This is a genomic window from Streptomyces sp. NPDC051018 (assembly GCF_044456085.1).
GTDB lineage: Bacteria > Actinomycetota > Actinomycetes > Streptomycetales > Streptomycetaceae > Streptomyces.
Genome location: NZ_JBITFN010000006.1, coordinates 130,615 through 154,880, shown reverse-complemented (window position 1 = coordinate 154,880; position 24,266 = coordinate 130,615). Strand labels below are relative to the sequence as shown.

The 24,266-nt window shown below is 69.5% G+C and carries 23 protein-coding genes, 1 pseudogene and 1 riboswitch; of the genes and pseudogenes, 12 read left to right on the top strand and 12 right to left on the bottom strand.

What is annotated here, in order from left to right; translation table 11 throughout:
* Nucleotides 1–121: 121 nt before the first annotated feature.
* From ACIBCM_RS12995 to ACIBCM_RS12985, 3 genes are all read left to right on the top strand, one after another.
* On the top strand, nucleotides 122–436 hold the full coding sequence (locus tag ACIBCM_RS12995) for a hypothetical protein (protein WP_399242357.1): 315 nt from the start codon (nucleotides 122–124) through the stop codon (nucleotides 434–436).
* Between the two features lie 338 nt (nucleotides 437–774).
* The gene (locus tag ACIBCM_RS12990) at nucleotides 775–2,163 is read left to right on the top strand and encodes an MFS transporter (protein WP_399242355.1); all 1,389 of its coding nucleotides are present in this window, start codon (nucleotides 775–777) and stop codon (nucleotides 2,161–2,163) included.
* A gap of 397 nt (nucleotides 2,164–2,560) precedes the next feature.
* Nucleotides 2,561–3,949 carry a serine hydrolase domain-containing protein gene (locus ACIBCM_RS12985; protein WP_399242353.1) on the top strand — a complete coding sequence of 463 codons (1,389 nt, stop codon included), beginning with the start codon at nucleotides 2,561–2,563 and terminating at the stop codon, nucleotides 3,947–3,949.
* 227 nt (nucleotides 3,950–4,176) lie between these two features.
* On the opposite strand, the gene ACIBCM_RS12980 is transcribed toward ACIBCM_RS12985, so the two are convergent.
* From ACIBCM_RS12980 to ACIBCM_RS12950, 7 genes are all read right to left on the bottom strand, one after another.
* Entirely contained in the window at nucleotides 4,177–4,635 is a 459-nt protein-coding gene (locus ACIBCM_RS12980; RefSeq protein WP_399242351.1) for a MarR family winged helix-turn-helix transcriptional regulator, read from the bottom strand.
* 275 nt (nucleotides 4,636–4,910) lie between these two features.
* Nucleotides 4,911–5,771, bottom strand: coding sequence for a GNAT family N-acetyltransferase (locus ACIBCM_RS12975; protein ID WP_399242348.1), 861 nt, complete (start codon nucleotides 5,769–5,771; stop codon nucleotides 4,911–4,913).
* A gap of 5 nt (nucleotides 5,772–5,776) precedes the next feature.
* Entirely contained in the window at nucleotides 5,777–6,322 is a 546-nt protein-coding gene (locus ACIBCM_RS12970) for a DUF2269 domain-containing protein (protein ID WP_399242346.1), read from the bottom strand.
* Between the two features lie 210 nt (nucleotides 6,323–6,532).
* Complete coding sequence (locus ACIBCM_RS12965; protein WP_399242344.1) at nucleotides 6,533–7,012, bottom strand: NUDIX domain-containing protein; 480 nt, start codon at nucleotides 7,010–7,012, stop codon at nucleotides 6,533–6,535.
* A gap of 49 nt (nucleotides 7,013–7,061) precedes the next feature.
* Nucleotides 7,062–7,952: a LysR family transcriptional regulator gene (locus ACIBCM_RS12960; protein ID WP_399242341.1), complete on the bottom strand. Its 891-nt coding sequence runs from the start codon at nucleotides 7,950–7,952 to the stop codon at nucleotides 7,062–7,064.
* A gap of 260 nt (nucleotides 7,953–8,212) precedes the next feature.
* Nucleotides 8,213–9,337: a cystathionine gamma-lyase gene (locus tag ACIBCM_RS12955; RefSeq protein ID WP_399242338.1), complete on the bottom strand. Its 1,125-nt coding sequence runs from the start codon at nucleotides 9,335–9,337 to the stop codon at nucleotides 8,213–8,215.
* A gap of 58 nt (nucleotides 9,338–9,395) precedes the next feature.
* On the bottom strand, nucleotides 9,396–9,773 hold the full coding sequence (locus tag ACIBCM_RS12950; protein WP_399242337.1) for a phage holin family protein: 378 nt from the start codon (nucleotides 9,771–9,773) through the stop codon (nucleotides 9,396–9,398).
* A 51-nt stretch (nucleotides 9,774–9,824) separates the two neighbouring features.
* Here ACIBCM_RS12950 and ACIBCM_RS12945 point away from each other — a divergent pair, with 51 nt between their 5' ends.
* From ACIBCM_RS12945 to ACIBCM_RS12930, 4 genes are all read left to right on the top strand, one after another.
* Nucleotides 9,825–10,142: a cupin domain-containing protein gene (locus ACIBCM_RS12945; RefSeq protein WP_399242335.1), complete on the top strand. Its 318-nt coding sequence runs from the start codon at nucleotides 9,825–9,827 to the stop codon at nucleotides 10,140–10,142.
* A 126-nt stretch (nucleotides 10,143–10,268) separates the two neighbouring features.
* Nucleotides 10,269–10,481, top strand: a complete 213-nt coding sequence (locus tag ACIBCM_RS12940) for a DUF5326 family protein (RefSeq protein WP_399242333.1) — start codon at nucleotides 10,269–10,271, stop codon at nucleotides 10,479–10,481.
* Between the two features lie 301 nt (nucleotides 10,482–10,782).
* A complete protein-coding gene (locus ACIBCM_RS12935; RefSeq protein WP_399242697.1) occupies nucleotides 10,783–11,520 on the top strand; it encodes an IclR family transcriptional regulator in 738 nt (245 codons plus the stop codon).
* 124 nt (nucleotides 11,521–11,644) lie between these two features.
* Nucleotides 11,645–12,079: an SsgA family sporulation/cell division regulator gene (locus tag ACIBCM_RS12930; protein ID WP_399242331.1), complete on the top strand. Its 435-nt coding sequence runs from the start codon at nucleotides 11,645–11,647 to the stop codon at nucleotides 12,077–12,079.
* Nucleotides 12,080–12,373: 294 nt separating this feature from the next.
* Here ACIBCM_RS12930 and ACIBCM_RS12925 read toward each other — a convergent pair whose 3' ends face one another.
* Nucleotides 12,374–13,816 (bottom strand): YibE/F family protein, encoded by a 1,443-nt coding sequence (locus tag ACIBCM_RS12925; RefSeq protein ID WP_399242329.1) that lies wholly within the window; start codon nucleotides 13,814–13,816, stop codon nucleotides 12,374–12,376.
* Between the two features lie 71 nt (nucleotides 13,817–13,887).
* A riboswitch (TPP riboswitch) is annotated at nucleotides 13,888–14,046 on the top strand.
* Here ACIBCM_RS12925 and thiC point away from each other — a divergent pair.
* The 3 genes and pseudogenes from thiC to ACIBCM_RS12910 all read left to right on the top strand — a co-directional run bounded on the left by thiC (nucleotide 14,039) and on the right by ACIBCM_RS12910 (nucleotide 17,350).
* Entirely contained in the window at nucleotides 14,039–15,865 is a 1,827-nt protein-coding gene (gene thiC / locus ACIBCM_RS12920) for a phosphomethylpyrimidine synthase ThiC (RefSeq protein WP_399242327.1), read from the top strand. It overlaps the preceding riboswitch by 8 nt.
* Nucleotides 15,866–15,951: 86 nt before the next feature.
* Nucleotides 15,952–16,479 (top strand): annotated as a pseudogene (locus ACIBCM_RS12915) (TerD family protein); the annotation flags it as partial.
* Nucleotides 16,480–16,762: 283 nt separating this feature from the next.
* Nucleotides 16,763–17,350, top strand: a complete 588-nt coding sequence (locus ACIBCM_RS12910; protein WP_399242326.1) for a hypothetical protein — start codon at nucleotides 16,763–16,765, stop codon at nucleotides 17,348–17,350.
* On the opposite strand, the gene ACIBCM_RS12905 is transcribed toward ACIBCM_RS12910, so the two are convergent.
* Complete coding sequence (locus ACIBCM_RS12905; protein ID WP_399242324.1) at nucleotides 17,351–18,268, bottom strand: recombinase family protein; 918 nt, start codon at nucleotides 18,266–18,268, stop codon at nucleotides 17,351–17,353.
* Between the two features lie 167 nt (nucleotides 18,269–18,435).
* A complete protein-coding gene (locus ACIBCM_RS12900) occupies nucleotides 18,436–19,095 on the bottom strand; it encodes a TetR/AcrR family transcriptional regulator (protein WP_399242322.1) in 660 nt (219 codons plus the stop codon).
* Nucleotides 19,096–19,281: 186 nt separating this feature from the next.
* On the opposite strand from ACIBCM_RS12900, the gene ACIBCM_RS12895 reads away from it, so the two are divergent.
* Nucleotides 19,282–20,400 carry a serine hydrolase domain-containing protein gene (locus ACIBCM_RS12895; RefSeq protein ID WP_399242320.1) on the top strand — a complete coding sequence of 373 codons (1,119 nt, stop codon included), beginning with the start codon at nucleotides 19,282–19,284 and terminating at the stop codon, nucleotides 20,398–20,400.
* A 48-nt stretch (nucleotides 20,401–20,448) separates the two neighbouring features.
* Here ACIBCM_RS12895 and ACIBCM_RS12890 read toward each other — a convergent pair whose 3' ends face one another.
* Nucleotides 20,449–20,688 carry a hypothetical protein gene (locus ACIBCM_RS12890; RefSeq protein ID WP_399242318.1) on the bottom strand — a complete coding sequence of 80 codons (240 nt, stop codon included), beginning with the start codon at nucleotides 20,686–20,688 and terminating at the stop codon, nucleotides 20,449–20,451.
* Nucleotides 20,689–20,898: 210 nt separating this feature from the next.
* On the opposite strand from ACIBCM_RS12890, the gene ACIBCM_RS12885 reads away from it, so the two are divergent.
* The gene (locus tag ACIBCM_RS12885) at nucleotides 20,899–23,961 is read left to right on the top strand and encodes a Tn3 family transposase (RefSeq protein ID WP_399242316.1); all 3,063 of its coding nucleotides are present in this window, start codon (nucleotides 20,899–20,901) and stop codon (nucleotides 23,959–23,961) included.
* Here the strand turns inward: ACIBCM_RS12885 and ACIBCM_RS12880 are convergent.
* Nucleotides 23,958–24,233 (bottom strand): hypothetical protein, encoded by a 276-nt coding sequence (locus ACIBCM_RS12880; protein WP_399242314.1) that lies wholly within the window; start codon nucleotides 24,231–24,233, stop codon nucleotides 23,958–23,960. The two genes, ACIBCM_RS12885 and ACIBCM_RS12880, sit on opposite strands and share 4 nt — an antisense overlap.
* Nucleotides 24,234–24,266: the final 33 nt, after the last annotated feature.

The window sequence follows — 24,266 nt, the reverse complement described above, 5'->3', positions numbered from 1 at the left end:
CATCCGGGACCCGTGCGCCGGCGCCTTGGGCGGACCGGCAGTTGCCCGAGGCGGGACGGTCTTCCGACGGGATTCCGGATGCCACTGTGGCCGACGGGCGGAACACGGTCATCATGGTCCGGTGATGAGCTGGATGCGCTGCTACTGGGACGAGGAAGATGTCTGGTTCTACTTCGAGGTCGATGCCGAGGGCTGGGTGACCCGGCAAGTCGAACTCCAAGGCCCTGAGCTGATGCCGATCGCGGCTGCCTCCCTCGAAGAATGGCAGCAGGCCCACGACGCCGGCTGCCTGGGTGAGTACGACAGCAGGTTCGGGATCACAGCCGAGGTGCCCGTCTCGGAATGGGAAGGGCACGACCCTGAGCACTTGACCTCCGAGGAGTTCGAGGAAGTCTGGGGTTCTGCCCGTCGCCGGATCGCATCCCGGCCCCGCTGACCCCTCGGTCACGCGGAGGCTTTCCGGGCATCATCTCGACATGACTCCGCCCCTTCCGGCCACTGAAGCCGGGACGTCGGCTGGGGCGACTGTACGGCGGCGGGGAACGGACCGGTTGAGCGGCTCTGGAGACCTGTTGAACGGCGGTGACCTCCTGGGCGGCGGGCGGTGACCGTTGACCGCTCAGGGCGGGGCTCGCCGGGGGCGGGCGAAAACGAGTGGCAGTCGAATGTATGTCCCACATAACTTCAGCGCTTGTGACTGATGATCCGAAGTGCTCAGAGAGTGACTCGGCGGTGCCTTCCCAGGACCCGGCCGGTGCCGGCCGGGTGGAAGAGGTGGCGGCTGATCCCGCGCCGGGGCGGCCCGAGGTCACCGAGGGGCTGTTCTCCCGTAAGTACGCGGCCGCCACCTCCATTTTCGCCGCGGTGATGTTCCTGACGGGGCTGGCCGCGCTGGCCGTGGTGCCGACCCTCCCGACGGCCGCGCGGGCGCTCGACGGGGTGTCGCTCTACCCGCTCGTCGCGGGCTGCTTCGTGGCCGCGAGTCTGCTGGGCGGGGTCCTGGGCGGCCACTGGGCGGATCGGGCCGGTGCGCACCGGCCGCTGGCGGCGGGCATGGTGCTGGCGGTGGTGACTCTGCTGGTCTCGGGGGCCAGTACCTCCATCTGGCAGCTGGCGGCCGGGCGCTTCCTGGACGGGCTGGCGGCCGGTATGGTCGCGGTCGCGATCAACACCGCCATCGGCCAGACCTATCCCGGCCATGTGCGGCCCCGCGCTCTGGCGCTGATGAGTACCTGCTGGATCATTCCGTCACTGGTCGGCCCGCCCCTGGCGGGTCTGGTGGCCGAGTGGTGGACCTGGCGGGCGGTGTTCTACGGGCTGGCCGCCCTGACCCTGGTGCCCGCGCTGGTGGTCGTGGCTCTGCTGCGGAGCAGTTCCTGGTCCGCCACACCCACGCCGTCCGGGGAAACGGCCTCACGGCCCGCGCTTCTGGTCGCGACCGCCGTGAGCCTGGGCGCGGCCCTGGGGCAGTACGGAGTTTCCGGCTGGGACCCCCGCCATCTGCTGTTCACGGTCGGAGGGCTCGCTCTGCTGGTGGTCTTCGCGCCGAGGCTGCTGCCGCCGGGCACCTGGCGTGCGGTGCGAGGACTGCCCGCCACCGTGCTGCTGTGCGGTCTGGGGTCCGGGGTGTTCTTCACGCTGGAGGCCTTCGTACCCCTGCTGCTGGTCACCGAGCGGGGCGTGCCCCCGGTGGGGATCGGGCTGGCTTTCACCGGTGCCGCCCTGGCCTGGGCGGCCTCCTCCTGGGTGCAGGGCCATCTGCTGAACCACTGGCCGCGCCACCGTCTGGTCGTGACCGGCGCCCTGGTGCTGGCGGGGGCGGTCGCCGTCGCCATTGTGGGGACGGTTCCGGCGATGTCCGCGTTCGTCGCCGCGTCGGCCATGGTCGTCGCGGCCGTCGGGATGGGCCTGTTCGCTCCTTCTCTTACGGTGCTGTCGCTCTCCCACAGCCCAGCGGGCCGTCAGGGATACGCCAGCAGTGCGATGCAGACCAACCAGAACCTGGGCCAGATCTCCGTGCTGGGGGCCGCGTCCGGCGTCTTCAACGCCTTCCTGTCGATCGGATGGGGTGAACCGGCCGGATACGGCGCCGCCTTCGGGCTGCTGCTGGTGCCGTGCGCCGTGGCCGTGCTGTACGCGGTCCGCGTCCGTGCTCCGGAGTGATCGCCAGGTCGGCGCGGGTGAACCGGCCCACGGCCCGCAGCGGCGGAGTCCCTGCTGTCCGGTACGCGACCGGCACCCCTGGCCGGTCCGTGTTCGCGTTGCGGCTGGTCGCCCGAGGAGCGGCGCCGCCAGCCGCTCGGTCGGCAACCGGATCCCGGCGCGCTCGGGCTCGGACCCGGCCTCGGGTTCGGGTTCGGGTTCGAAGAGATTGGCGAGAGTGTCCCGGGCGGCGGTTATGCACTCTTGGCGGGGCGCCTCACTTCCCGGCCGGAGGCATGGCTCCAGGTGCGGAGCGGCCTCACTTCCTGAGCGGCCGAGGGCCCGAGGGCTTCCGCGCGTCGCGTAATGGCGGGCCGTGCGGTCGACTCGGACACCCGGTCGGCGATAGACCTGCGTCATGACCTCATCCCTGTCAGAGCAGCAGCTCCTGCCCGCCACCGAGCGAGCCCTTCTGCATCGCATCGCCGTCGCTCAGTCGGATGGGCGGGCGCCCTCGCTCGTCGCCGGGGTGGCGCGTGAGGGCCGGCTGGTGTGGACCGGGGCCCGGTCCGGTGGCGACGGGACGCCGGCAAACGCCGAGACGCAGTACCGCATCGGCTCCATCACCAAGACCTTCACGGCCGTCCTGGTGATGAGGCTGCGGGACGAGGGGCTGCTCGATCTGAACGACCCCCTGGACAAGCATCTGCCCGGGTCGGGCGTCGGGGACGTGACCATCGCCCAACTGCTCGCCCACAGCGCCGGTCTGAGCGCCGAGTCGCCGGCACCGTGGTGGGAGCGGACTCCCGCTTCGCTGCGGCCCGAGCTGGCCGATGTGCTGGGGGACCGGACGCGGATGCATCCGATCGGCCGTCGCTTCCACTACTCCAACCCCGGCTATACGCTCCTCGGCTCCCTGGTCGAGGCGGTACGCGGCGCGGCCTGGGCGGACGTACTGCGGCGGGAGATCCTGGAACCGCTGGCCCTGGAGCGTACGAGTGTCCAGCCGGGGGCTCCGTACGCCAACGGCTGGGCGGTGCATCCCTGGGCCGATGTGCTGCTGCCGGAACCCCCCGAGGACCTCGGGCTGATGGCCCCGGCCGGACAGCTGTGGTCGACGGTCGCCGACCTCTGCCGGTTCGCCGTCTTCCTCGCCGAAGGCGACGACCGGGTGCTGAGCGCGTCCTCCGTACGGGAGATGCGTGCACCGTCCGTACCCGCCGAGACCGGCGCCCTCGGCAGCGTCTATGGACTGGGAACTCAGATCCTGGGGCAGGACGGCCGCACCCTCGTGGGTCATACCGGCTCGCTACCCGGCTTTGTCGCGGGGCTCTGGGTGAGCGTGGAGGACGCGGTGGCCGCGGTGGTGCTCGCCAACGCGACCTCGGGGCCGCCCGTGGGGGCCGTCACCGCCGACCTCGTCCGGATCGTGGCCGAGGCCGAGCCGCGTATCCCCGAACCCTGGCGGCCCCTGCGGGAGGCCGAACCGGATCTTCTGGTACTGACCGGACCCTGGTACTGGGGTACCCAGTCCTTTGGGCTGCGGCTGCTCCCCGACCGGGTGCTGGAGCTCCAGCCTCTGAGCGGCTCGGGCCGAGGGGCCCGGTTCGTCGCGGAGCGGGACGGGACCTGGACCGGCCAGAACGGCTACTACGCGGGGGAGACGCTCCAGGTGGTCCGCAGGGACGACGGATCCGTACGCCATCTCGATGTCGGGTCCTTCGTCTTCACCCGCGAGCCCTATGAGCAGGACGCCGGAGTGCCCGGCGGAGTCGACAAGGAAGGCTGGCGCGGGCTGCGGCCGTGACGGTGTTTCACGTGAAACACTCCCATCCGGAAGGCTAGTGCTGTGACCGGAAAGGTTCACCGGCCCGCGACGCCCTGCACGGCTCCCCCTGGGCCTGGCGGCCCGGAGGTACCCCCAGCCGCGTTGTCGGACCGCGCGAGTACGGCGAGTACGAGCTGCGGACCTCCGCCTTGCGCTGCACCGCACCGGACGCCGCGGGCCCACGGCAAACCTATCCGGCCACAGCACTAGGCGGGGGGCCGCAGCTCCTCGACCGTCTGGACCAGTGGAGCAAGCGCGGGGTTCTTGGCGGCCTCGTCGAAGGCCTCGCGCAGTGCCGCGTCATTGGTGGGCCGGGCCTCGGCGAGCAGCGCCAGTCCGGCTTCGGTCACATCGGTGTAGATCCCTCGGCGGTCGGTGTCGCACAGATAGCGGGTCAGCAGTCCCCGGTCTTCGAGCCGGGTGACCAGCCGGGTCGTCGCGCTCTGGCTGAGTACGACGGCGTCGGCGACCTGCTTCATCTGAAGGTGGCCGCCGGGGCCGTCGTGCTGGCGGCTGAGGACGTTCAGGAGGGAGTACTCACGCACGCTGAGACCGTGCTTGCCCTCCAGAGCCCGCTCGACCTGGGCCTCGATCTTCCCGTGGAGCAGAGAGAGGGCGCACCAGCTCTGGGAGAGCGCCGTGAGTGCGGGATCCGTGGCGGTCATCACTGTTCCTCCTCCGTGCTGCCCTGTGCTCGATCCGCTGGTTGCCCGACCGTTGCCCGACAACAGGGCGCTGCATCCAGGGTAGACGACAAGCGCAATATTCCGCGCTTGCAAACATCTCGCACCCGCCCGGCCCGGGACCACCGTGCGGCGGGTCCCAGCGCGTCCGCCCCACCCGGGCTGATCGTCCTCGTCCCGACCTCGCCCGATCGGCCCGTACCCGTGCCTGCCCTACCTGTATCCGTCGGCGCTCGTACCCCGATCGTCCCCCGAGGTCACCCGCAGGCGAGTGAGAGCGGGGCGAAGCGCCGGGACCAGTCGCCGGGGAGTTCGTCGACGGCATGGACCATCACCTCGTTGAAGGCGATCGTCTCCATGCCGTGTTCTTTCACCCAGGTCAGCAGCTCCTCATGGCGCCTGTCGAGATCCGTTCGCAGAACACGGTCCGTCCCTGCGGCGAGTGAGGCGATCAGGGCCTTGGCTGTTCTGGTGTCCCCGGCGATCAGCGGGCCCACGACATGCGTATCCATGTTCGGCCAGGCCGCCGCGTACCCCGTGAGGACGCCGTCCTCCTCCGCCACCCTCAGCTGGTCGGCGAAGGCCGGCAGCCGGGCGATCATATGGGTGCGGTCGAGTCCGAAGACCTCGGTGTCCAGACGCACGATCGCCGGAAGATCCTCGGCGGTCGCGGGGCGGGTGGTCGCGTCGGCCGCGGCGGTGAGGGCGGAGTCCCGGAGGCGCCCACGAACCATCTCGGCGCGCCCTACCGACGTGAAGCCCAGCTGTTCGTACAGCGGCTGTCCGGACGGGGTGGCGTACAGGGTGAGCGGGGTGGCCCCGGCTTCGTCCACTACATGCCGCATCATCCGGCGGCCGATGCCCTGACGCGCGTAACGGTGCGCGACGACCATCATGCCGATCGCCGAGAGTTCAGCGCCGTAGGAGGTCACCACACAGCTGGCCACCAGCCCCTTGCCGGAAGGGTCGTCGATTCCGTGCACGGTCCCCGCGGCCAGCAACAGTCCCCACTTGTGCTCCTCGCGAGGCCAGCCACGGTCTTCCGCGAGATCGGCACAGGCAACAAGGTCGTCCATGGTGAGACGGCGAATGGGGAGTTCCGGGAGAGGAGTTGGCATAAGGATCAGACTGTCTGGCCCGGTGATCGCTCGTCCAGTGTTTTCCGGGAAGTGGCCCCCGCGCGCAGACGCCGACCACGACGGGTGAGCCCCCATGGCTTCAGTACGGAGATGACGGTCATCAAGAGATAGGCGCTGAAGGAGACGATCGGGCCCATCACCAGATCGTTCTCACTGGGCAGCGGGGCACCTGAGGCCACGCTCCGGACCGCGTGATCGACGCCCGGTCGCAGGGCGAAGACCGAGGCTGTGACGGTCACCAGAGTGATGCAGAACTTGGTGACGACCCAGCGGTGCCGCAGCAGACCCCAGGGGGTGCCGAGGGCCAGAGTGAGTCCGCTGAGCAGGGTCAGCAGGGCGAGGGGCAGCACCAGCCAGTCGGTGAAGACCTTCATCGAGCGGGCCGCCGCCTCGGTCATGGTGCCGGAGTCCGTGGTGATCGCCGTGGTCGCCAGAGCGAGCAGGCCGAGCGTGAGCCCGAGCCAGCCGGCGGACGCGGAGATATGGATGACAAGGACGGCACGCCGTCGGGGACGCTTCAGTGGTTTCACGTGAAACACCGTGCCGGGCAGAGCTGTCGTCCCGCGTCTGACAGCGGGAGTAAACGGCGGTACTAGCCTCGGCGTACATGCCCCTGCCCCGGTCGCCGCCCAAGACGGGCGACGCCTGGGGCAGGCAATGACTCAGCGCGGCTCTGCGGCCACTCCGGACCTGGGTGACAGCGGTCTGTCCGGTGTCCAGGGACGGTTCCCCGGGAATGGTCAGCCCAGGTCGGGCGCGTGCATCGCCCGTACACCCTCGATATTGCCGTCGAGGTAGTGCCGCAGCGACAGCGGTACGAGATGGACCCCGGCGATCCCCATCCGGCTGAAGGGGACCCGTACGATCTCGTACTCCCCACTGGGTTCGTCGACCTCCGGGCCATGGCGCAGCGCGGGGTCCATGGACTCCAGGCGGCAGACGAAGAAGTGCTGGACCTTGACGCCCGTCACTCCGCCGTCCGCGATGTGCTCGACGGTGTCGACGAAGCAGGGCACGATATCGGTGATTTTGGCGCCCAGTTCCTCGTCCAGCTCGCGGTGGAGGGCGTCGATGACGGTGGCGTCATCGGGCTCGACCCCGCCGCCGGGCGTCAGCCAGTAGGGATCCACACCGGGCTTGGTGCGCTTGATCAGGATCAGATCGTCGCCGTCGAGCAGGATGGCGCGTGCGGTGCGCCTGACCACGGGGCGTTCGGTCATGACTGGAAAATGGCCCGGACGGCCCGTCCTGAAACCCGCTGCCGCCCGCTCACCAGTCGACGGCCGCGCGCAGCAGCCCTTCATGGGCCCGCGCGATATGCGGCAGGGCGAGGGTTCCGGTGCGTACGACGAGGAAATAGGTGCGCAGCGGAGGCACCGGGGGGTCGAGCAGCGCCACCAGCCGCCCGCGTTCCAGCGCGTCCTCGCACAGATAGCGCGGCAGGACGGCGAGCCCCGCGCCGGAGGCGGCGGTCTCCAGAACGGCACGCAGATCGGGGGCGATCACGGTGCCGGCGGCGGCGGGCCGGGATTCGAAGACGGCGGACCAGTAGCGCGAGACCAGCGGCAGGGACTCATGGACCTCCACCACGGGCAACTGCTCCAGTACGACATGGCCTCCGTGCAGCACATCGGGCCCCAGCCGTGCCGCCCAGCGCGGGGAGGCGACCAGGACGTGTTCCTCGTCGCAGAGCGGAGTCGAGGTCAGCAGCCCACCGCGCGGCCGGGCCGTGGTGATGGCCAGATCGTGATGTCCCGCCGCCAGCCCTTCCAGGGTCTCCTCGGAGTTCCCGAAGGAGGCCCGCAGCGCCAGCCCCCGGGAGAGCAGCGGGGTGAGGGCGGGCAGGGCGCGCAGTGAGGTGAACTCGGGAAGTCCCGCGAGATGCAGGGTGCGTACGCCCGCTTCGTCGTCCAGTCCGGCCTCGGCGATCTCCACGAGGGCGTCCAGATGGGGCGCGGCCCGGTGGGCGAGTTCGTCACCGATGGTGGTGGGGGTGACGCCCCGGGCCTGGCGGAGGAACAGCGGACGGCCCAGCTGCCGTTCCAGGGTGCGGATCTGCCCGGTCACGGCGGGCTGGGAGAGCCCGAGCAGTGCGGCGGCACGGGTGAAGGAACCGGCCCGGTGCACCGTGACGAACGTGCGCAGCAGGGCCAGATCCATGCCCATGGCCTCCCGACCGACGATGCCCGCAGACCGTCCAACTATAAATAAGTCGATAGGTCGCTGTCGCTACTGTGATTGGACACTGACGCACAGTCAACTAGCCTTGTTCGCGCGGTTCTTCGGGGGAAGGAACCGGGATGGCCCGAGCCATGAGGGGGGAGGCTCGGGCCATCCTCTCCCCGAGAAAGCCGCCGTCCTCTCCGCGAACGAACCCCTGACCGGCGGTGTTCCGGCGCTCCCGGCCGATCCGCGCGGGCCTACCGCGCCTCGTCGAGCGCCCTCAGCACATCCGCGAGCAGGTCCTCGGGGTCCTCCACGCCCGCCGAGAGGCGGATGAAACCCTCCGGCACCGCGTCACCGCCCCAGCGGCCCCGACGCTCGGCCGAGGAGCGCACCCCGCCGAAGCTCGTCGCGTCGTCGACCAGCCGGAGCGCTCCCAGGAAGCGTTCCGCGTGGCCGCGGTCGGGCAGTACGAAGGAGACCACCGCGCCGTACCGCCTCATCTGGCGGGTGGCGTTCGCGTACGAGGGATCCGACGGCAGCCCCGGATAGCGCAGCCCCGTGATCTCGTCCCGCTCCTGGAGCGCTTCGGCGAGGGCGAGCGCATTGGCGCACTGCCGCTCGATCCGCAGCTGGAGGGTGGCGAGCGAACGGTGGGCCAGCCATGCCTCCATCGGCCCCGGAATCGCCCCGGCGATCTTGCGCCAGCGCCGCACCTGGGCCGCGAGAGCGGTGTCACGGCAGGTCACATGGCCGAGCAGCAGATCGCCATGGCCGGTCATGCCCTTGGTGTCACTGGCCACGGAGAAGTCGGCACCCAGCTCCAGGGGGCGCTGGCCGAGCGGGGTCGCCAGGGTGTTGTCGACGGCGACCAGGGCGCCGGCGGCGTGTGCGGCCCCGGTCAGCCGCCGTACGTCGCACACATCGAGCCCCGGGTTGGAGGGGGTCTCGATCCACAGCAGCCGTGCCCCCTTGAGCTGGGAAAGCTGTGCGTCGCCGCCCGTCGGCGCGGTCCTGACCTCCACTCCGTACGCCGTGAGCTGCTCGCCCACCAGGGGCAGCGCCTGATAGCCGTCGGCGGGCAGCACCACCGCGTCCCCCGCCCGCAGCAGGGAGAACAGCACGGCGGAGATCGCGGCCATCCCGGAGGCGAAGGCGACGGTCTCGACGGGCTCCCCGGGCGCCTCCAGCTCCCCGATCGCCCGCTCCAGAAGAGTCCAGGTCGGATTGGAGTCCCGGCCGTAGGTGTACGGGCCGACCGGCTCGCCCGGGAGATGGAAGTGGGCCGCGAACACCGGGCCCGGCAGGGTCGGCTCGTACTTCACCGGCTCGGGCAGTCCCGCCCGTACCGCCCGCGTACCGTCTCCGGCGCCTGCGCTCATTGCCCTGCCGCTCCTCGTGCCGCGTGTCCGCCTGTCACCCCATCCTGCGGGATCGGGCTCAGTCGCCGTCGGGCAGGGCGACGTTCACGGCCCAGGAGACCACCGAGATGATCAGCGCGCCGAGCACGGCGGTCCAGAAGCCCTCGACCTGGAAACCCAGACCGACCGTGTCGGCCAGCCAGGAGGTCAGCAGCAGCATCAGCGCGTTGATGACCAGGGTGATCAGCCCGAGGGTGAGGATGAACAGCGGCAGCGCCAGCAGCTGCACCAGGGGCTTGACGACTACGTTGACCAGCCCGAAGATCAGGGCGACCAGCACCAGGGCCAGCGTCTTCTTCCCGGTGCTGTCACCGGTGAGCGTGATGTCCGCGACCAGCCATATGGCCACAGCCAGGGCCACCGCGTTCGCGATCGTCTTGACTACGAAATTCTTCATGTGTCTGATCGTGGCAGACATGATCGGAACGAGGGCAGGGGCGGACGCGGGATGAAGGCATACCGGCTGGACGAGCTGGAGGCGGAGCGCGCCGCGAACGACGGCGCGTATCTCCAGTTCCTCCGCGAGCGGAATATGTCGGTCGGTCTCTACGCGCTCGACGCGGGGGCGCTGGATCCGCAGCAGCCCCACGGCCAGGACGAGGTCTACTTCGTCGTCAGCGGCCGGGCCGCGATCACGGTGGGCACGGAGACGAACCAGGTCGCACGCGGCAGTGTGATCTACGTCCCTGCCGGGGCGCCGCACAAGTTCCACCACATCACGGAGGATCTGCGGGTGATGGTGGTCTTCTCTCCCCCCGAGAGCTGATCCCGCGCACCGGGCGCCCTAGGGGGCGGATCAGGGGAGTTCAAGGGCCCGGAGCCCACCGTTCCCGCGCTCCGTCCGCCTAGCATCGAGGGCAGGAACTCAGAAATACGAGGAGGAGCGATGGCCGTGCGAGGGATATTCGCAGGGATGCCGTGGTGGGTGAAGTGGGTCGCGGTGCCCGTCATCGTGCTGGCCGTTTTCGGCGGACTGATCACGAGCGTCGTCGGATTTGTGATCGGTCTGCTCTTCAAGGCCCTCGCCCTGGTCGCGCTCGTGGGTGGACTGGTCTTCGTCGTACGGAAGTTCATGACCTCTTCGAACTCGCGCGGTGACTGGTAACCACTGTCGGTACGGGTGTTAACCCAGCCGGGGGAACACCCCCCAAACCCCAGGTCCAGGGGGTAGGGCGACCATTACAGTGGCAATCCGCTGCCAGGCTTCCGGATTCACCACCCCTAGTGAGCCCTCTTGTGACCTCTTGAGCGCCCCCCTGGGACCGAGGTGGGAATCCTCCGAGGGGCCGCGCGGCGGGCACACGGGGACGGCCCCCGCGGGCGGGCGAGTCGCCCGTCACGATGCCCGGGGGTGACCTTTGGACACATTCACGAACGCCGCCGGCACACATGCCGCCGTTCCCACACTGATCGGCTCGGTACAGCGGGCGCTCAGGCTGCTGGAGGCGGCGGCGTCGCATCCGGACGGGGCGCCGGCGAAGCAGCTCGCCCGGGAGGCGGGCATTCCGCTGCCCACGGCCTACCACCTGCTGCGGACACTGACCCATGAGAACTATCTGCGCCGTGAGAAGGGCGTCTTCGTCATGGGGGACGGTGTGGAGCTGCTGGCCCTTGGCGGGTCTATGCAGAATCGTCGCACCAGGCTGGAGGAGACGCTGGCGCACTGGCGGGACGCCATCGGAGTCCCCGTCTACTTCGCGGTCTACCGCGAGGGCGAGATCGAACTCGTCGCCGTCTCGGACACCCCGTACGCCCCCGCCGTCACCGAGTGGGCGGACTTCCGCGAGACCGGCCATGCCCATGCCGTAGGCCAGTGTCTGCTCAGCCAGCTCGGCGAGGCCGCCCGCCGGGACCATCTGGACCGGCATCCCGTGCGGCCGGTGACGCCCTATTCCGTACGCGACCGGCGCGCGCTGCTGGAGCGGCTCGCGGCCGTCGAACGTATGCAGCCGGTCGTGGAACGGCAGGAATATGCCCTCGGCACGGTCTGCGCGGCGATCCCTATCACAGCCGGATCCACCGCGGCGGCCATGGCGATCTCTCTTCCCCTGCATCAGGAGGAGCGGCTGCTACCCGCGATCGAGCAACTGCGCAAGGGCATAGGCGGGTTGCTGAGCTCCCTCGCGTTCTCTATCAGTATCTGAAAAATCACTCCTTGTAGTTCTCTGGTCGCTTAGAGCACGATTGCACCAAGAGGTTCAGGGGAATCCTTCCTGACCGTTTTCTGCAAGCTTCTTCTAGCAGGCTTCATCCACTGCGGGGTACACGATGCATGAGTCGGTCCAGGCCGAGGTCCTGATGAGCTTTCTTGTGTCCGAGGAGCTCTCGTTCCGGATCCCGGTGGAGCTGCGATACGGGACGGAGGATCCGTACGCCGTGCGGATGACCTTCCATTTGCCCGGGGATGTGCCTGTGACCTGGGCCTTCAGTCGCGATCTGCTGCTCGACGGCATCGTCGGGCCGAGCGGGGACGGCGATGTGCATATCGCTCCCATGGGTCCCGAGGAGCTGTCCGACCTCGGCATCCGCCTCCAGGTGGGCGGGGAGCGGGCGCTGTTCCAGGTGAGCGCCGCGCCGGTCGTCGCCTTCCTCGACCGCACGGACCGACTGGTGCCGCTGGGGCAGGAGCGGGCGTTCGGCGACTTCGAGGACGCCCTGGAGAAGGCGCTGAGGACCATCCTCGCGGAGGAGAACGCGGGCTGAGCCGGAGGCGGACCCTCCGCACCACGGGTCCCGCCCCGGTCCGTATCCCGGATCCCCTGTTCCGCCGTGGTCCGTCGCAGGGTCCAGCCCCGGTCCGTACGCCGGATCCCGCCCGGGCCCGGATCCCGGGCCCGCCACCGTCACGACCCCGGACCGCGCCCCGGTCCGTACGCCCACCCCCGTCCCCGCCCCTGCCCGCGGTCCCGGTCCAGACCGCCGACCCTTGCCCCCGCCAGCTTCCCGGCCCCGGACCGTACGCCCGGCTCGGACGCTCTCTCCCCGCTGCCGCCCGGGCTATTTTCTGCGGCGGCGACCTGTGCCGCCCCGCCCCGGGAGCCCGAGTCCACCGAGCCCGCCCGGCCCCGGCGCACCGCCGCGCGGGGGCGCCACACTCCTCGCCACCGGGTCGTCGGCCCCCGGCCGGTCGGCGGAGACGACCAGCGCCGCGAGCGCGGTGGTCACCGGCACGGACGCGACCAGACCGATCGACCCGACCAGCGTCCGGACGATCTCCTCCGCCACCAGTTCGCTGTTGGCGACCGTGCCCACACTGCTCTGGGCGATGGTGAACAGCAGGAGCAGCGGCAGCGCGGCACCCGCGTAGGCCAGGACGAGCGTATTGACCACGGACGCGATGTGATCCCGCCCGATCCGGATGGCGGCGCGGTACAGCGCCCGGGGCCCCATTCCGGGATCGGCCTGCCGCAGCTCCCACACGGCCGACGTCTGGGTGACCGTCACATCGTCGAGCACACCGAGCGAGCCGATGATCACGCCCGCCAGCAGCAGACCGCTCATGTCGATCCCGGGATACAGACCGTGGATCAGACCCGTGTTGTCGTCGGTGTTGCCGGACAGGTCCGCCCAGTCGATGAACACCGAGCCGAGCAGTCCGATCAGCAGCAGCGAGATCAGCGTGCCGAGCACCGCTACCGACGTCCGCGCGGTCAGCCCGTGGCAGAGGTACAGCGCGATCAGCATGATGGCGCTCGACCCGACGACCGCCACGATCAGCGGATTGGAGCCTTCCAGGATCGCGGGCAGGATGAACAGCGTCAGTACGGCAAAGGAGGCGGCGAGTGCGACCAGCGCCATCACCCCGCGCATCCGCCCCACCAGCACCACCGCCAGCGCGAAGATCCCCGCGAGCACGGCCATCGGGACCTTGCGGTTCACATCGATCACGGAGTACTGGAGATCGCGGGGCGCGTCGGGGGCGAAGGCGACCACCACCCCCTGCCCCTTCTCCAGCTGCCGTGGCGCGTCCGGCTGGATGATCTCGGTGAAGGTGCGGCCCGCGTCCTTGCCGCTGGTGACCTTGACGGTTGCCTTCCCGCACTCGCCCTTCCGCGCGTTGACCGCCTCGCGGCCCTGGGGAGTACTGGTGTCGCCCGTGGGCGGGACCTGCGCGGCGTTCACGTCCTTGCAGTCGACGGCGTCGACCCGGGTCACCGTGCCCTGCTGGGTCTGACGGTCGAAGCCCACCCCGGTGCGCTCATGGCCGGGCGCGGAGCCGGGCCACAGGACCACCAGACCCACGGCGACCGCGGTGGCGAACGGAATCAGCACCGCGGCGATGACCTTGCGCAGATGCCGGGAGACGGGGGCCGCCGGGCCATGATTGTGGGTGTGGCCGTGGGAGTGCGCGGGGGGTTCCGGCGGCTCCGACGGCTCCTGTGGCCGCCGGGGCCCCGGTGGTCCGTGCGGCTGCTGATGGTCGGGCGGTGAAGAGGTCACCGGCCGATCATCGCAAGAACGGGCCGGGGCCCCTGTTCAGCACGCCAGAAATGACGCTAGCGTGGTGGCACCTTTGCACACGCGGGAGCTCGGAGCACCGGGCTGAGAGGGCGCTGATCGCCGTACGACCCGTCTGGCCAACGCCAGTACGCCGTCTGCGGAAACCGCTGCGTCGACCGCCGAACCTGTTACCGGGTAATGCCGGCGTAGGGAGTAGGTCTCATGACCGTTCAGGACGCACGCACGCCTGCCGCCGACCAGAACGCCGCCGACCACAGCGCCGTCCGGGCCGTCGGGGCCGGCGAGCGCAAGCCGGGCTGGCACAAGGGGTACGTCGAGGGTTCGCGCCCCGGCCTCCGGGTGCCGGTCCGTCAGGTGCACCTCACCAATGGCACGGATGTGACGCTGTACGACACATCCGGTCCGTACACCGACCCCACCGTCGAGACCGATGTACGCCGTGGCCTGCCGCCGCTGCGGGAGCACTGGATCACCGCGCGCGGTGACACGGAGGAGTACGAGGGCCGTCCCGTGCGCCCCGAGGACGACGGGATCAAGCACACGTCTCCGCGCGGCGGGCTCAGGAACCTCGACGCGGTCTTCCCCGGCCGTCCGCGCCGGCCCCGCCGGAGCCGTGACGGAGGGCCGGTGACCCAGCTCGCGTACGCCCGACGGGGAGAGATCACCCCGGAGATGGAGTACGTGGCCATCCGGGAGAACGTTTCTCCCGAGGTCGTACGGGAGGAGATCGCCGCGGGCCGCGCGGTGCTCCCGGCCAATGTCAACCACCCGGAGATCGAGCCGATGATCATCGGCAAGAGGTTCCTGGTGAAGGTCAACGCCAATATCGGCAACTCCGCCGTCACCTCCTCCATCGAGGAGGAGGTCGAGAAGATGACCTGGGCGACCCGCTGGGGAGCCGACACGGTGATGGACCTGTCGACCGGCCGCAATATCCACACCACCCGCGAATGGGTACTGCGCAACTCACCCGTGCCGATCGGCACCGTCCCGCTCTACCAGGCCCTGGAGAAGGTCGACGGCAGGGCCGAGGAGCTGAGCTGGGAGATCTACAAGGACACGGTGATCGAACAGGCCGAGCAGGGCGTCGACTACATGACCGTCCACGCCGGAGTGCTGCTGCGCCATGTCCCGCTCACCGCCCGCCGCAAGACGGGGATCGTCTCGCGCGGCGGCTCGATCATGGCGGCCTGGTGCCTCGCGCACCACAGGGAATCGTTCCTCTACGAGAACTTCGAGGAACTGTGCGAGATCCTCGCCGCCTACGACGTGACCTACTCGCTCGGGGACGGGCTGCGGCCCGGCTCGATCGCGGACGCCAACGACGAGGCGCAGTTCGCGGAGTTGCGGACCCTCGGGGAACTCAACCGGATCGCCAGGCGTTTTCAGGTTCAGACGATGATCGAGGGCCCCGGTCATGTCCCGATGCACAAGATCAAGGAGAACATCGACCTCCAGCAGGAGATCTGCGAGGAGGCCCCCTTCTATACGCTCGGCCCGCTCACGACGGATGTGGCTCCCGCGTACGACCACATCACCTCCGGCATCGGAGCGGCGATGATCGCCTGGTGGGGCACGGCCATGCTCTGCTACGTCACCCCCAAGGAACATCTCGGTCTGCCGAACCGGGACGATGTGAAGACCGGTGTCATCACCTACAAGATCGCCGCACACGCGGCCGATCTCGCCAAGGGGCACCCGGGAGCCCAGGAATGGGACGACGCCCTCTCGGACGCCCGTTTCGAGTTCCGGTGGGAGGACCAGTTCAATCTGGCTCTCGACCCGGACACCGCGAGGGAGTTCCACGACGAGACGCTTCCGGCCGAGCCCGCCAAGACCGCGCACTTCTGCTCGATGTGCGGTCCGAAATTCTGCTCCATGAAAATCAGCAGGAGCATCACCGAGCAGTTCGGTGGTGACCAGCCCGCCTCGGCCGCGACGGATGAGGAGATCGCCGAGGGCATGCTCCAGAAGTCCAGGGAATTCGCGGCGAACGGAAACCGGGTCTATCTGCCGCTCGCGGACTGACCCCGGTACGGAGGCCCGTCGGGCGGTGGAAGCCCTGTCCGGATTTCCACCGCCTCAGCCACATTGAGTCCATGGCATCCGCATCTATGAGTAAGGGCGCGAATCTTCCGGTCGCTTCCTCCGCGGTACGGGCGGTACTGACCTGGGTACCCGCGCCGGGGGCACCGGACGCCGACGCTTCGGCGCTGCTGCTCACCGGCGGTGGACGAGCGCGTGGCGACGGCGACTTCGTCTTCTACAACCAGCCGCACCACGCCTCCAGTGCCGTACGCCATCTCGGCAAACAGCAGGGCTCCGGTGCCGTCACGGACACGATCGAGGTGAACCTGGGCGGACTGGAGGCGGACATCGAGCGGGTCGTGCTGGCCGCCTCGGTGGACCGCGGCACCTTCGGCCTGCTGTCCGGGCCGGTGCTCCGGCTGCTGGACGCCGGGACGGGGGACGAGCTGGCGCGATTCGACCTGGAGGCGACGACCGAGACCGCGTTCATCGGCGGAGAGCTGTATCTGCGGAACGGGCAGTGGAAGTTCCGCGCGGTGGGACAGGGGTACGCCTCCGGGCTGGCCGGGCTCGCCACCGACTTCGGCATCGGTGTGGCGGAGGAGGGGGGTCCGGTAGGAACGGACCAGATAACCGGTGTTGCTGTCAGAAGTTTTGACAGCGTGTGATCGGGGCTACGGATCGCGTGGTGATGCGTGTCCCGGGAGCATCCGGCGTCCTAAAGTGGAAGTCGGCCGCCTTGCGTCGGCCCGACTCCGAGTCGCATCGCGCCCACGCCGCGAGCGGCAATGAGGACAAGGGGCACCGCCTCACGCGCTGACATTCGCCTGTCCGTGGCTCCGTGCCCGCGGTGGGGATGCGTGGGGTCTTCGCCGTCACCGGGACTCGGGAGAGACCGTGACCACCGACAAGCAGTTCAAGAAGGACGTCCGCGAACTCGCCGACGCCGAAGGCATCTCGTACACCGCCGCCCGCCGGCGCCTGGCCACCGAAACCGCCGAGGAGCCCCAGGGCCAGGCCACGATGCTGGCCGGACTGGTCGCCCGAAGCCGCGGCAAGTTCACCACCGAGGAGTTCGCCGCCCGGCTGGAGCGCGGCGGCCAGGAGTACGCCGAGTACCTCAGGGACGGCCGGGAAGCCGCGATCGAGTCCCTCGATTACGCCCTGGAGCATGGGGTGGATGCCGTCGATGACGAGCTCGCCGCCGTCGCCGCCAGCAAGGGGACGCCGATTACGACGGATGACCTTGCCGAGGGCCTGCGCCGGGTCCGTGACCACAGCCTGGTCATCGACGGTTCGTCCGTCGCCGAGACCGTCTACTGGGTCGCGGATCGCTACTGGATGCATCGCTGGAACGATGCGCTCGATCGCGCGGCCATCGGGGAGTACGACAGGGTCGTCGGACCGAATGTGTACCGCCGGTTCGCATTGCACGAGTGGATGGCCCCTGGCCACTCCTCCGGCGCCGTGCCCGGACTGTACTGATCATGGCCCGATCGGTGTGAGCGTGCTGACGCGGTTCTCGTACTCGCGGCGGGCCTTGCGCTGGGCGGGGATCGCGCCTGCACCGTCGAGGACCTGGCAGCGGTCGAGGAGTTGGCGGTGGACCGCGGGCACGGCGGTGACACGGAGGGTGTAGCCCGTGCCGCGTCGTACGGGCTGGCCCTGGTCGAGCGCGGCTCGCTCAGTGTCGCCCAGTTCAGCGGCGCGGAGGAAGTCGGCGACCTTGCCCGGCATGTCGAGGACGACGGGCAGCTCCGGAGCCGGGACGTCCTGGTCGACGGCGGTGTGTGCGGGCAGGAGGTCGGCGATCGCGGTACGGATGGCACCGCGGCTGACGTGGTGATCTCGGGCCAGAGCGGCGATGGACTGGCCGCCCAGGTATGCGGCGCGGACGGCGGCGGCCTTCGCTGCGGTGACGACCGGGCGGCGCCCGCCTTTGTTGCCCTTGGCTTCGGCGGCCCGCAGTCCGTCGTATGTCAGCTCACGCTGGAGGTCGCGCTGGAGTTCGCCGGCGGCGGCGAGAGTCTGCACCATGAACTTCACGGTGGACAGCAGTTCCCCGGTGCGCGGGTGGCGTGCGGTGAGGTCCATGCCGGAGAACGCGCCGTCGTGGATGCGCAGGGCGAGACGGTCACGGTGGAGGACGTCGAGCACGTCGAGGATGTGAGTGGTGCCGCGCACCAGGCGGAACATCTCGGAGATGTGCACGGTGTCGCTCGGCCGTGCGTACGTGAGCAGCTCGCCGAACTTCGGCCGTTCCAGCGGGTGGAGGCGGCTGGAGGTGCCGGGTTCCTCCTCGAAGACGACCGGGTCCTCGATCCCGGCCTCGTCCAGGACCAGGTTCTGACGGTCGGTCGACTGCTGGTCGGTCGACACCCTCTTGTAGACCAGGTTGGCCATGCCGCTCCCCGTGTCGGTGGTCGCATCCGACCCTAGCTGTCAGCAAACCCTGTCATCAGCCGCCATCGGATCTCAATGGATCGAGGCCCCGGAAAGTCCGGGTTCATTGGACGCCCGCCGCGCCTGTCTTCATTCGATCGTTTGCCGACACTCCCGAGCCGGTCGACTTAGCTCGGGCAGGTTGCGGCTTCGATGTGGGCCAGTTGGGCGGCGAGGATCTCATCGAACGCGGCGCGGCGATCCACCCCGAGGGGGCGGACGTCGCGGGCGAAGTGGGCCAGGGTGGGGAAGCGTTCGGGGTCGGCGCCGAGTACCGCGACGCGGAACAGCTCCATACCCTGTTCGTACTCTTCCGGGGTGATGGTGCTGACTCCGGCCTCGGAGGCGATCAGCGCGGCGATGAGGACCGCGAGCCGGTGGTAGCGTGCCGGGATCTCCTCGTCGGGCAGTCCCGATGCGCGCAGGGCCTGCAGTATCTCTTCCATGACCAGCCGGGAACCTGCGCCGCCCGACGCGTAGCGTCCCCAGATCGCGGCGAGCTGGGGCTGCTGGCCGAACGCTCCCCTCACGCGCAGGGCCAGGGCGGTGATGCGCTGCTTCCAGTCGCCCTCGGCGCGGTAGCCGTCCATGGAAGCCAGGAGGATCCGGTCGGCGACCGCGCGTAGCAGTTCGGTCTTGCTGCGGAAGTGCCGGTAGAGGCTGGAGGAATCGGTCCCGAGAGTCGCGGCGAGCTTGCGCACGCTGAACGATTCTGTGTCGCTCGTGCGCAGCAGCTCCGCTGCCGCATCCAGGATTTCCTCGGTCGACCAACGCCTTCGACCTGCCATTTCACCCCTCTCGTCGGACTCAGTCTAACTCATGCGCATGGCGTTGCACGCACCGCGTGCATAATGAGGTCATGAGCGTGCCGAGCGACCCGGCAGCAGGCGGGCCGACGTGCCACGCGTGCCCTGTCACCCGGCTCGGGCGACCGATGCGGAGCCCGCCCCGAGCGATGCGAAAGGACGCATGTCGTGAGGAACTCACTGGATCCCGCGGCGCTGGATGCCGCCATTGAAAACGTCCACCACGCCGGGATGCCGGGCCTGTTCGCCGAGGTGCGTGACGGCGAGGAGGTCTGGCGCGGCGCTGCCGGAGTCGCCGATGTTGCCAACGGTCGCCCCGTCGCCGCCGGCATGCGGCACCGGGTCGGCAGCATCACCAAGAGCTTCACCGCCGCAGCGGTTCTGCAGCAGGTCGAGAGTGGTCAGATCGGTCTCGACACGCCGATCGGCCGGTACCTTCCGAAGCTGGTTCCCGGAGAACGCGGTGACGCGATCACGGTCCGGATGCTGATCAACCACACCAGCGGCCTCGCCGAGTACCTCCCTTACGCCTACCCCTCCCTCAAGGCGTTCCCTGCCCTCGCTGACACCGGGCCCCAGAGCCTGGACGACCACCGGTTCACACGGTTCGACCCCACTGAACTGATCGAGATAGGGGTCACCGCACCTGCTGTCGGCGCCCCGGGCGGTGCACCGGGGGTGTACTCCAACACCAACTACCTGCTCCTCGGCGAACTCCTGGAACAGGTGACCGGCACCACGGCCGAGCAGTACATCGCCCGGAACATCATCGAGCGCGCCGGGCTCCGGGACACCGAACTCCCCGCCGGACCGTACGTCGACGGGCCGCACTCGCAGCTCTACGAGGCGTGGTTCGGCATGATCGACCCGCCGCGCGACTACAGCGTCTACGACATGTCATGGGTGGGGCCGGCGGCCTCGCTGATATCGACCGTCGCGGACCTCAACCGCTTCTACGGCCTGCTGCTGGCCGGAGAGATCGTCAGCCCGTCGTCGCTGGCGCAGATGCAACGTTCCGTCCCGGTCATCTCCCAAGAGGGAAAGACGATCGACTACGGCCTCGGCCTGCACCCGATGGAGGGTCCCGGTCAGGGCACCTTCTGGGGTCATGGCGGCACGGTCTGGGGTGGTGGGGCGCTGGCCATGACCCGTGCCGACGGGATGCGGCAGATGGCCGTCGCGGTGAACCTGCAGAGGTGGAACAGTCTCGACTCCTCCGGTAAGCCGCAGCCCCATCCCATCGACGACGCGCTTGCGGCTCTTTACCGCGTGGCGATGTACGGCTGACCGTTCCGGTGTCGCCCCGTACGGGGCGACACCGGAGCCAGCTGCCGTCTACAGCCCGGCTCCCGGCTCGTCCACGTTCACGGTCCGCAGCGGCCGGTGGCCCTTCTCGTCGAGCTGGGCGAGTTCGCGGTCGTAGTCGACGGTGGTCGAGCCGTAGTAGTTGACCGCAGAGCTTCGGGCCGGGGAGATGTGCGCGAGAACCTCGGCGTCGACCTCTCGGCCGCCGACGCGGAGTTCACCGACGGCCAGGTCCATGTACTCGGTGTGCCCCAGATAACACAGCACCACGGCGTTCAGCGCCAGGCCGAGCCCAGATCCCTTGGCGCTCGTCCCATGCCCTGCTCAACGAGCAGCGTCGCCCGTTGGGTTCGACTGCTGTGCGGCATCGGACCATTACCAGGTCCCTCAGGGGCGGGTGGGGTTATCACCGAACCTCGGTGACCTGCTGGTTCTGGCTGCGATCATCGCGCGCGACTGTCGATGACCGAGGGAGCGGGCGTGCCCACCAACTTTCTGAGCGAGGAGCAGCGCAAGCGCTTCGGTCGCTTCACCGAGGAACCCGACGAGGGGCAGCTTGCCGGGTCTTTCCTGATGGATAAGACCGCGCGGCGCCGGGCGATGGCCGCCAAGGGCGCCAGAAACCGGCTCGGCTGGGCGCTCCAGCTCGGCACGGTCCGCTACCTGGGGACCTTCCTCGACAACCCCGAGGAGGTCCCGGCCGTCGTCGTGGACTACGTCGCCGAGCAACTGGGCCTTCAGGTCGGCGACCTCGCCGGGTACGGCGCGATGGAACACCGCTGGGACCATCAGGAACAGATCCGCACCGCGTACGGCTACACGAAGTTCGAGTTCGACCAGTGGTTCACGCTGGCCCGCTGGCTGTACCAGAGGGCCTGGATCGGCTCCGAGCGCCCGACCCTGCTGTTCGACCTGGCTACCAAGCGGCTGGTGGACAAGAAGGTGGTTCTGCCCGGGGTGACCGTGCTGGAGCGGCTGGTCTCCGGCACCCGCGAGCGGGCGGAGAAGCGGCTGTGGGCGACCCTCGCGGACGCCCCCACGCCTGAGCAGGCCGCGCAGCTTCAGCAGTTGGTCGTCGTCCCCGCCGGGAAGCGGATCTCGGAGCTGGACCGGATGCGCCGCTCCCCGCGGGACATCTCCGCGCGCGGGGTGGGCAAGGCCCTTCAGCGCTATGAGTCGCTGAACGCGCTGGGCGGCAGCAGCTGGGATCTGTCCTCGATCCCGCCCGGACGGCTCCAGGCGCTGGTCCGCTTCGCGAAGGCCGCCCGCGCCCAGGCGGTCGCCGACCTCGGCGGCGACCGGCGCCTGGCCACCCTGGTCGCGTTCGCCTCGGTGATGCCGCAGGTCGCCGCCGATGAGGCGATCGAGGTCTTCGACCTGGTGATGGGCGACGTCATCCGCAGCTCCGCCGCCAAGATGACCAAGAAGCGGCTGCGAACTCTCAAGGACCTCGATGCCGCAGCCATCCTGCTGCGCACGGCCTGGCTCACGGTGTCCGGCGTGGCTGCCGACCCGGACGGCGACATCCGCGCGGCCCTCGACGCGGTCGACGTCGCCCCGTTCCATGCCGCGGCCGAGGTCGTCAAGGAGCTCGCCCAGGAGCCCGACGACGGCTCCGAGCAGATGCTGGCGGCCCGCTACAACACCATCGCCCGGTTCCTGCCCGGCCTGCTCACCACGTTCGCCATCGAGGCGAGCGCGGCCGAGACGCCGGCGCCGGACATACTCAGCTTCGAGGCCAGCGCGGCGGGCGAGCCGGTGCTGGACGCGCTCCGCTTCGTGAAGTCCCTCAAGGGGCGCCGCCGCCCGATCCAAGCCTGGGAGGTCCCGGCCAAGGTCCTCAACCCCGCGTGGCGCCGCCTGGTCTTCCCGCCCCCGCCGATGCCGGTGGGCAGCGTCGAGAAGCGGGCGTTCATCGTGGCCAGCACCGAAGCCCTGCGCACCGCGCTGCACCGGCACGAGGTGTACGTTCCCGGCCTGCGCAAGTGGGGCGACCCCAACGCCCGGCTCCTGGACGACGACGCATGGGAGGCGGCCCGCTCACGGGTCTGCGAAGAACTCGACCTCGATGAGAAACCCGACAAGATCCTCAAAGGCTGGACCGACCGGCTCGATAAGGCGCACCGCGACTTCGCCGACGGCCTGGCCGCCAACCCGGCCGTACGGATCGAGCAGCAGGGCGGCCGCGACCGCATCATCCTCACCGGCCTCGACCGCCAGGACGAGCCCGCCTCCCTGGTCGAGCTCCACAAGGAGGTCGAGAAGCGGATGCCCGCCGTCGACCTGCCCGAGATGGTGCTGGAGGTCAACTCCTGGACCCCGTTCCTGACCGACTTCACCCACGTCTCCGAAGCCAGCTCCCGCATGGACGACCTGCCGCTGTCCGTGGCCGCCGTACTCACCGCGGAGGCCACCAACGTCGGCGTGGAGCCGATCGTCCACGACGGCGTCGACGCACTCTCCCGCGACCGGCTGTTCTGGGTCGAGCAGAACTACCTGCGCGCCCAGACCCTCAGCCTCGCCAACGCCCGGCTCGTGGACCACCACATGCGGCTGCCCCTGGTGCAGGCATGGGGCGGCGGTGAACTCGCCTCCGCCGACGGCCTGCGCTTCGTCACGCCGATCCGCACCCTCAACTCCGGACCGAACCCGAAATACTTCGGCACCCGTCGGCGCGGGGTGACGTTCTACAACTTCCTCTCGGACCAGTTCAGCGGCCTGCACGGCATCCTCATCCCCGGCACCCAGCGCGATTCCTTCTACATCCTCGACGGCCTCCTCGAACAGGAGACACCGCTACGGCCCGTCGAAATCACCTCGGACACCCACGGCTCCTCGGAAATCGTGTTCGGCCTGTTCAGGCTCATGGGCTACCAGTTCTCCCCGCGCCTGGCCGACGCCGGCAGCGCCATCCTGTACCGCACGGACCCGGACGCCGACTACGGCCGCCTCAACGACCTCACCCGCGACAAGATCAACCTCAAGCAGATCACCACCTACTGGGACGACATGCTCCGCCTGGCCGGCTCCCTGCACTCCGGCACCATCAAAGCCTCCGAAGCCCTGCGCGTCCTCGCGCCCGGCGGCAAACCCACCCCCACCGGCAAATCCGTCATGGAACTCGGGCGTCTGGACCGCAGCGCCTACCTGTCGTCGTACTTCACCGACGAACTGCTCAGGCGCCGCGTCAACACCCAGCTCAACCGACAGGAGTCCCGCCACCAGCTCGCCCGCCGCATCTTCCACGGCCAGAAGGGCGAGCTCAGGCAGGCATACAGGGAGGGCCAAGAAGATCAGTTGGGGGCACTCGGACTGATGCTCAACATCGTGATCCTGTGGAACACGGTCTACTTGCAGCAGATCATCGCCGAGATGCGCGCCGAAGGAATCCACGTCCGCGACGAGGACGTCGCCCGCCTCTCGCCGCTGATGTTCGCCCACATCAACTTCCACGGCCGCTACAGCTTCGCGCTGCCCGCCGAAGTCCACGGCGGTCAGCTCCGCGCCACCCGCAAGCCCGCCGACACCAGCACCCCGGTCTAGGCCACCCCATCCGGCTCGCCCGCCGCCTGGGCGAGCCGGTAACGGACCTTCTCGTGCGACAGGCCCGTCTGACTGCCGATCTGCCGCAGCCCCCAGCCCTCCGCCTTCGCCGCCGCCATCCCCTCGTCCAACGCCGCGTCCGTCACCTCGTCCAGCGCCTCCCGCAGCTGAACCACCAGCCGGAGCCGGATCGCGGGAGCCAACTCGGCAAGGCCATCGCAGAACCTGGCCACGTCGGCCTTCAGGAAACCGATCCTCGGGTCATCGCTCACCCCCACACCCTGGCGGCCCCGATCACACGCTGT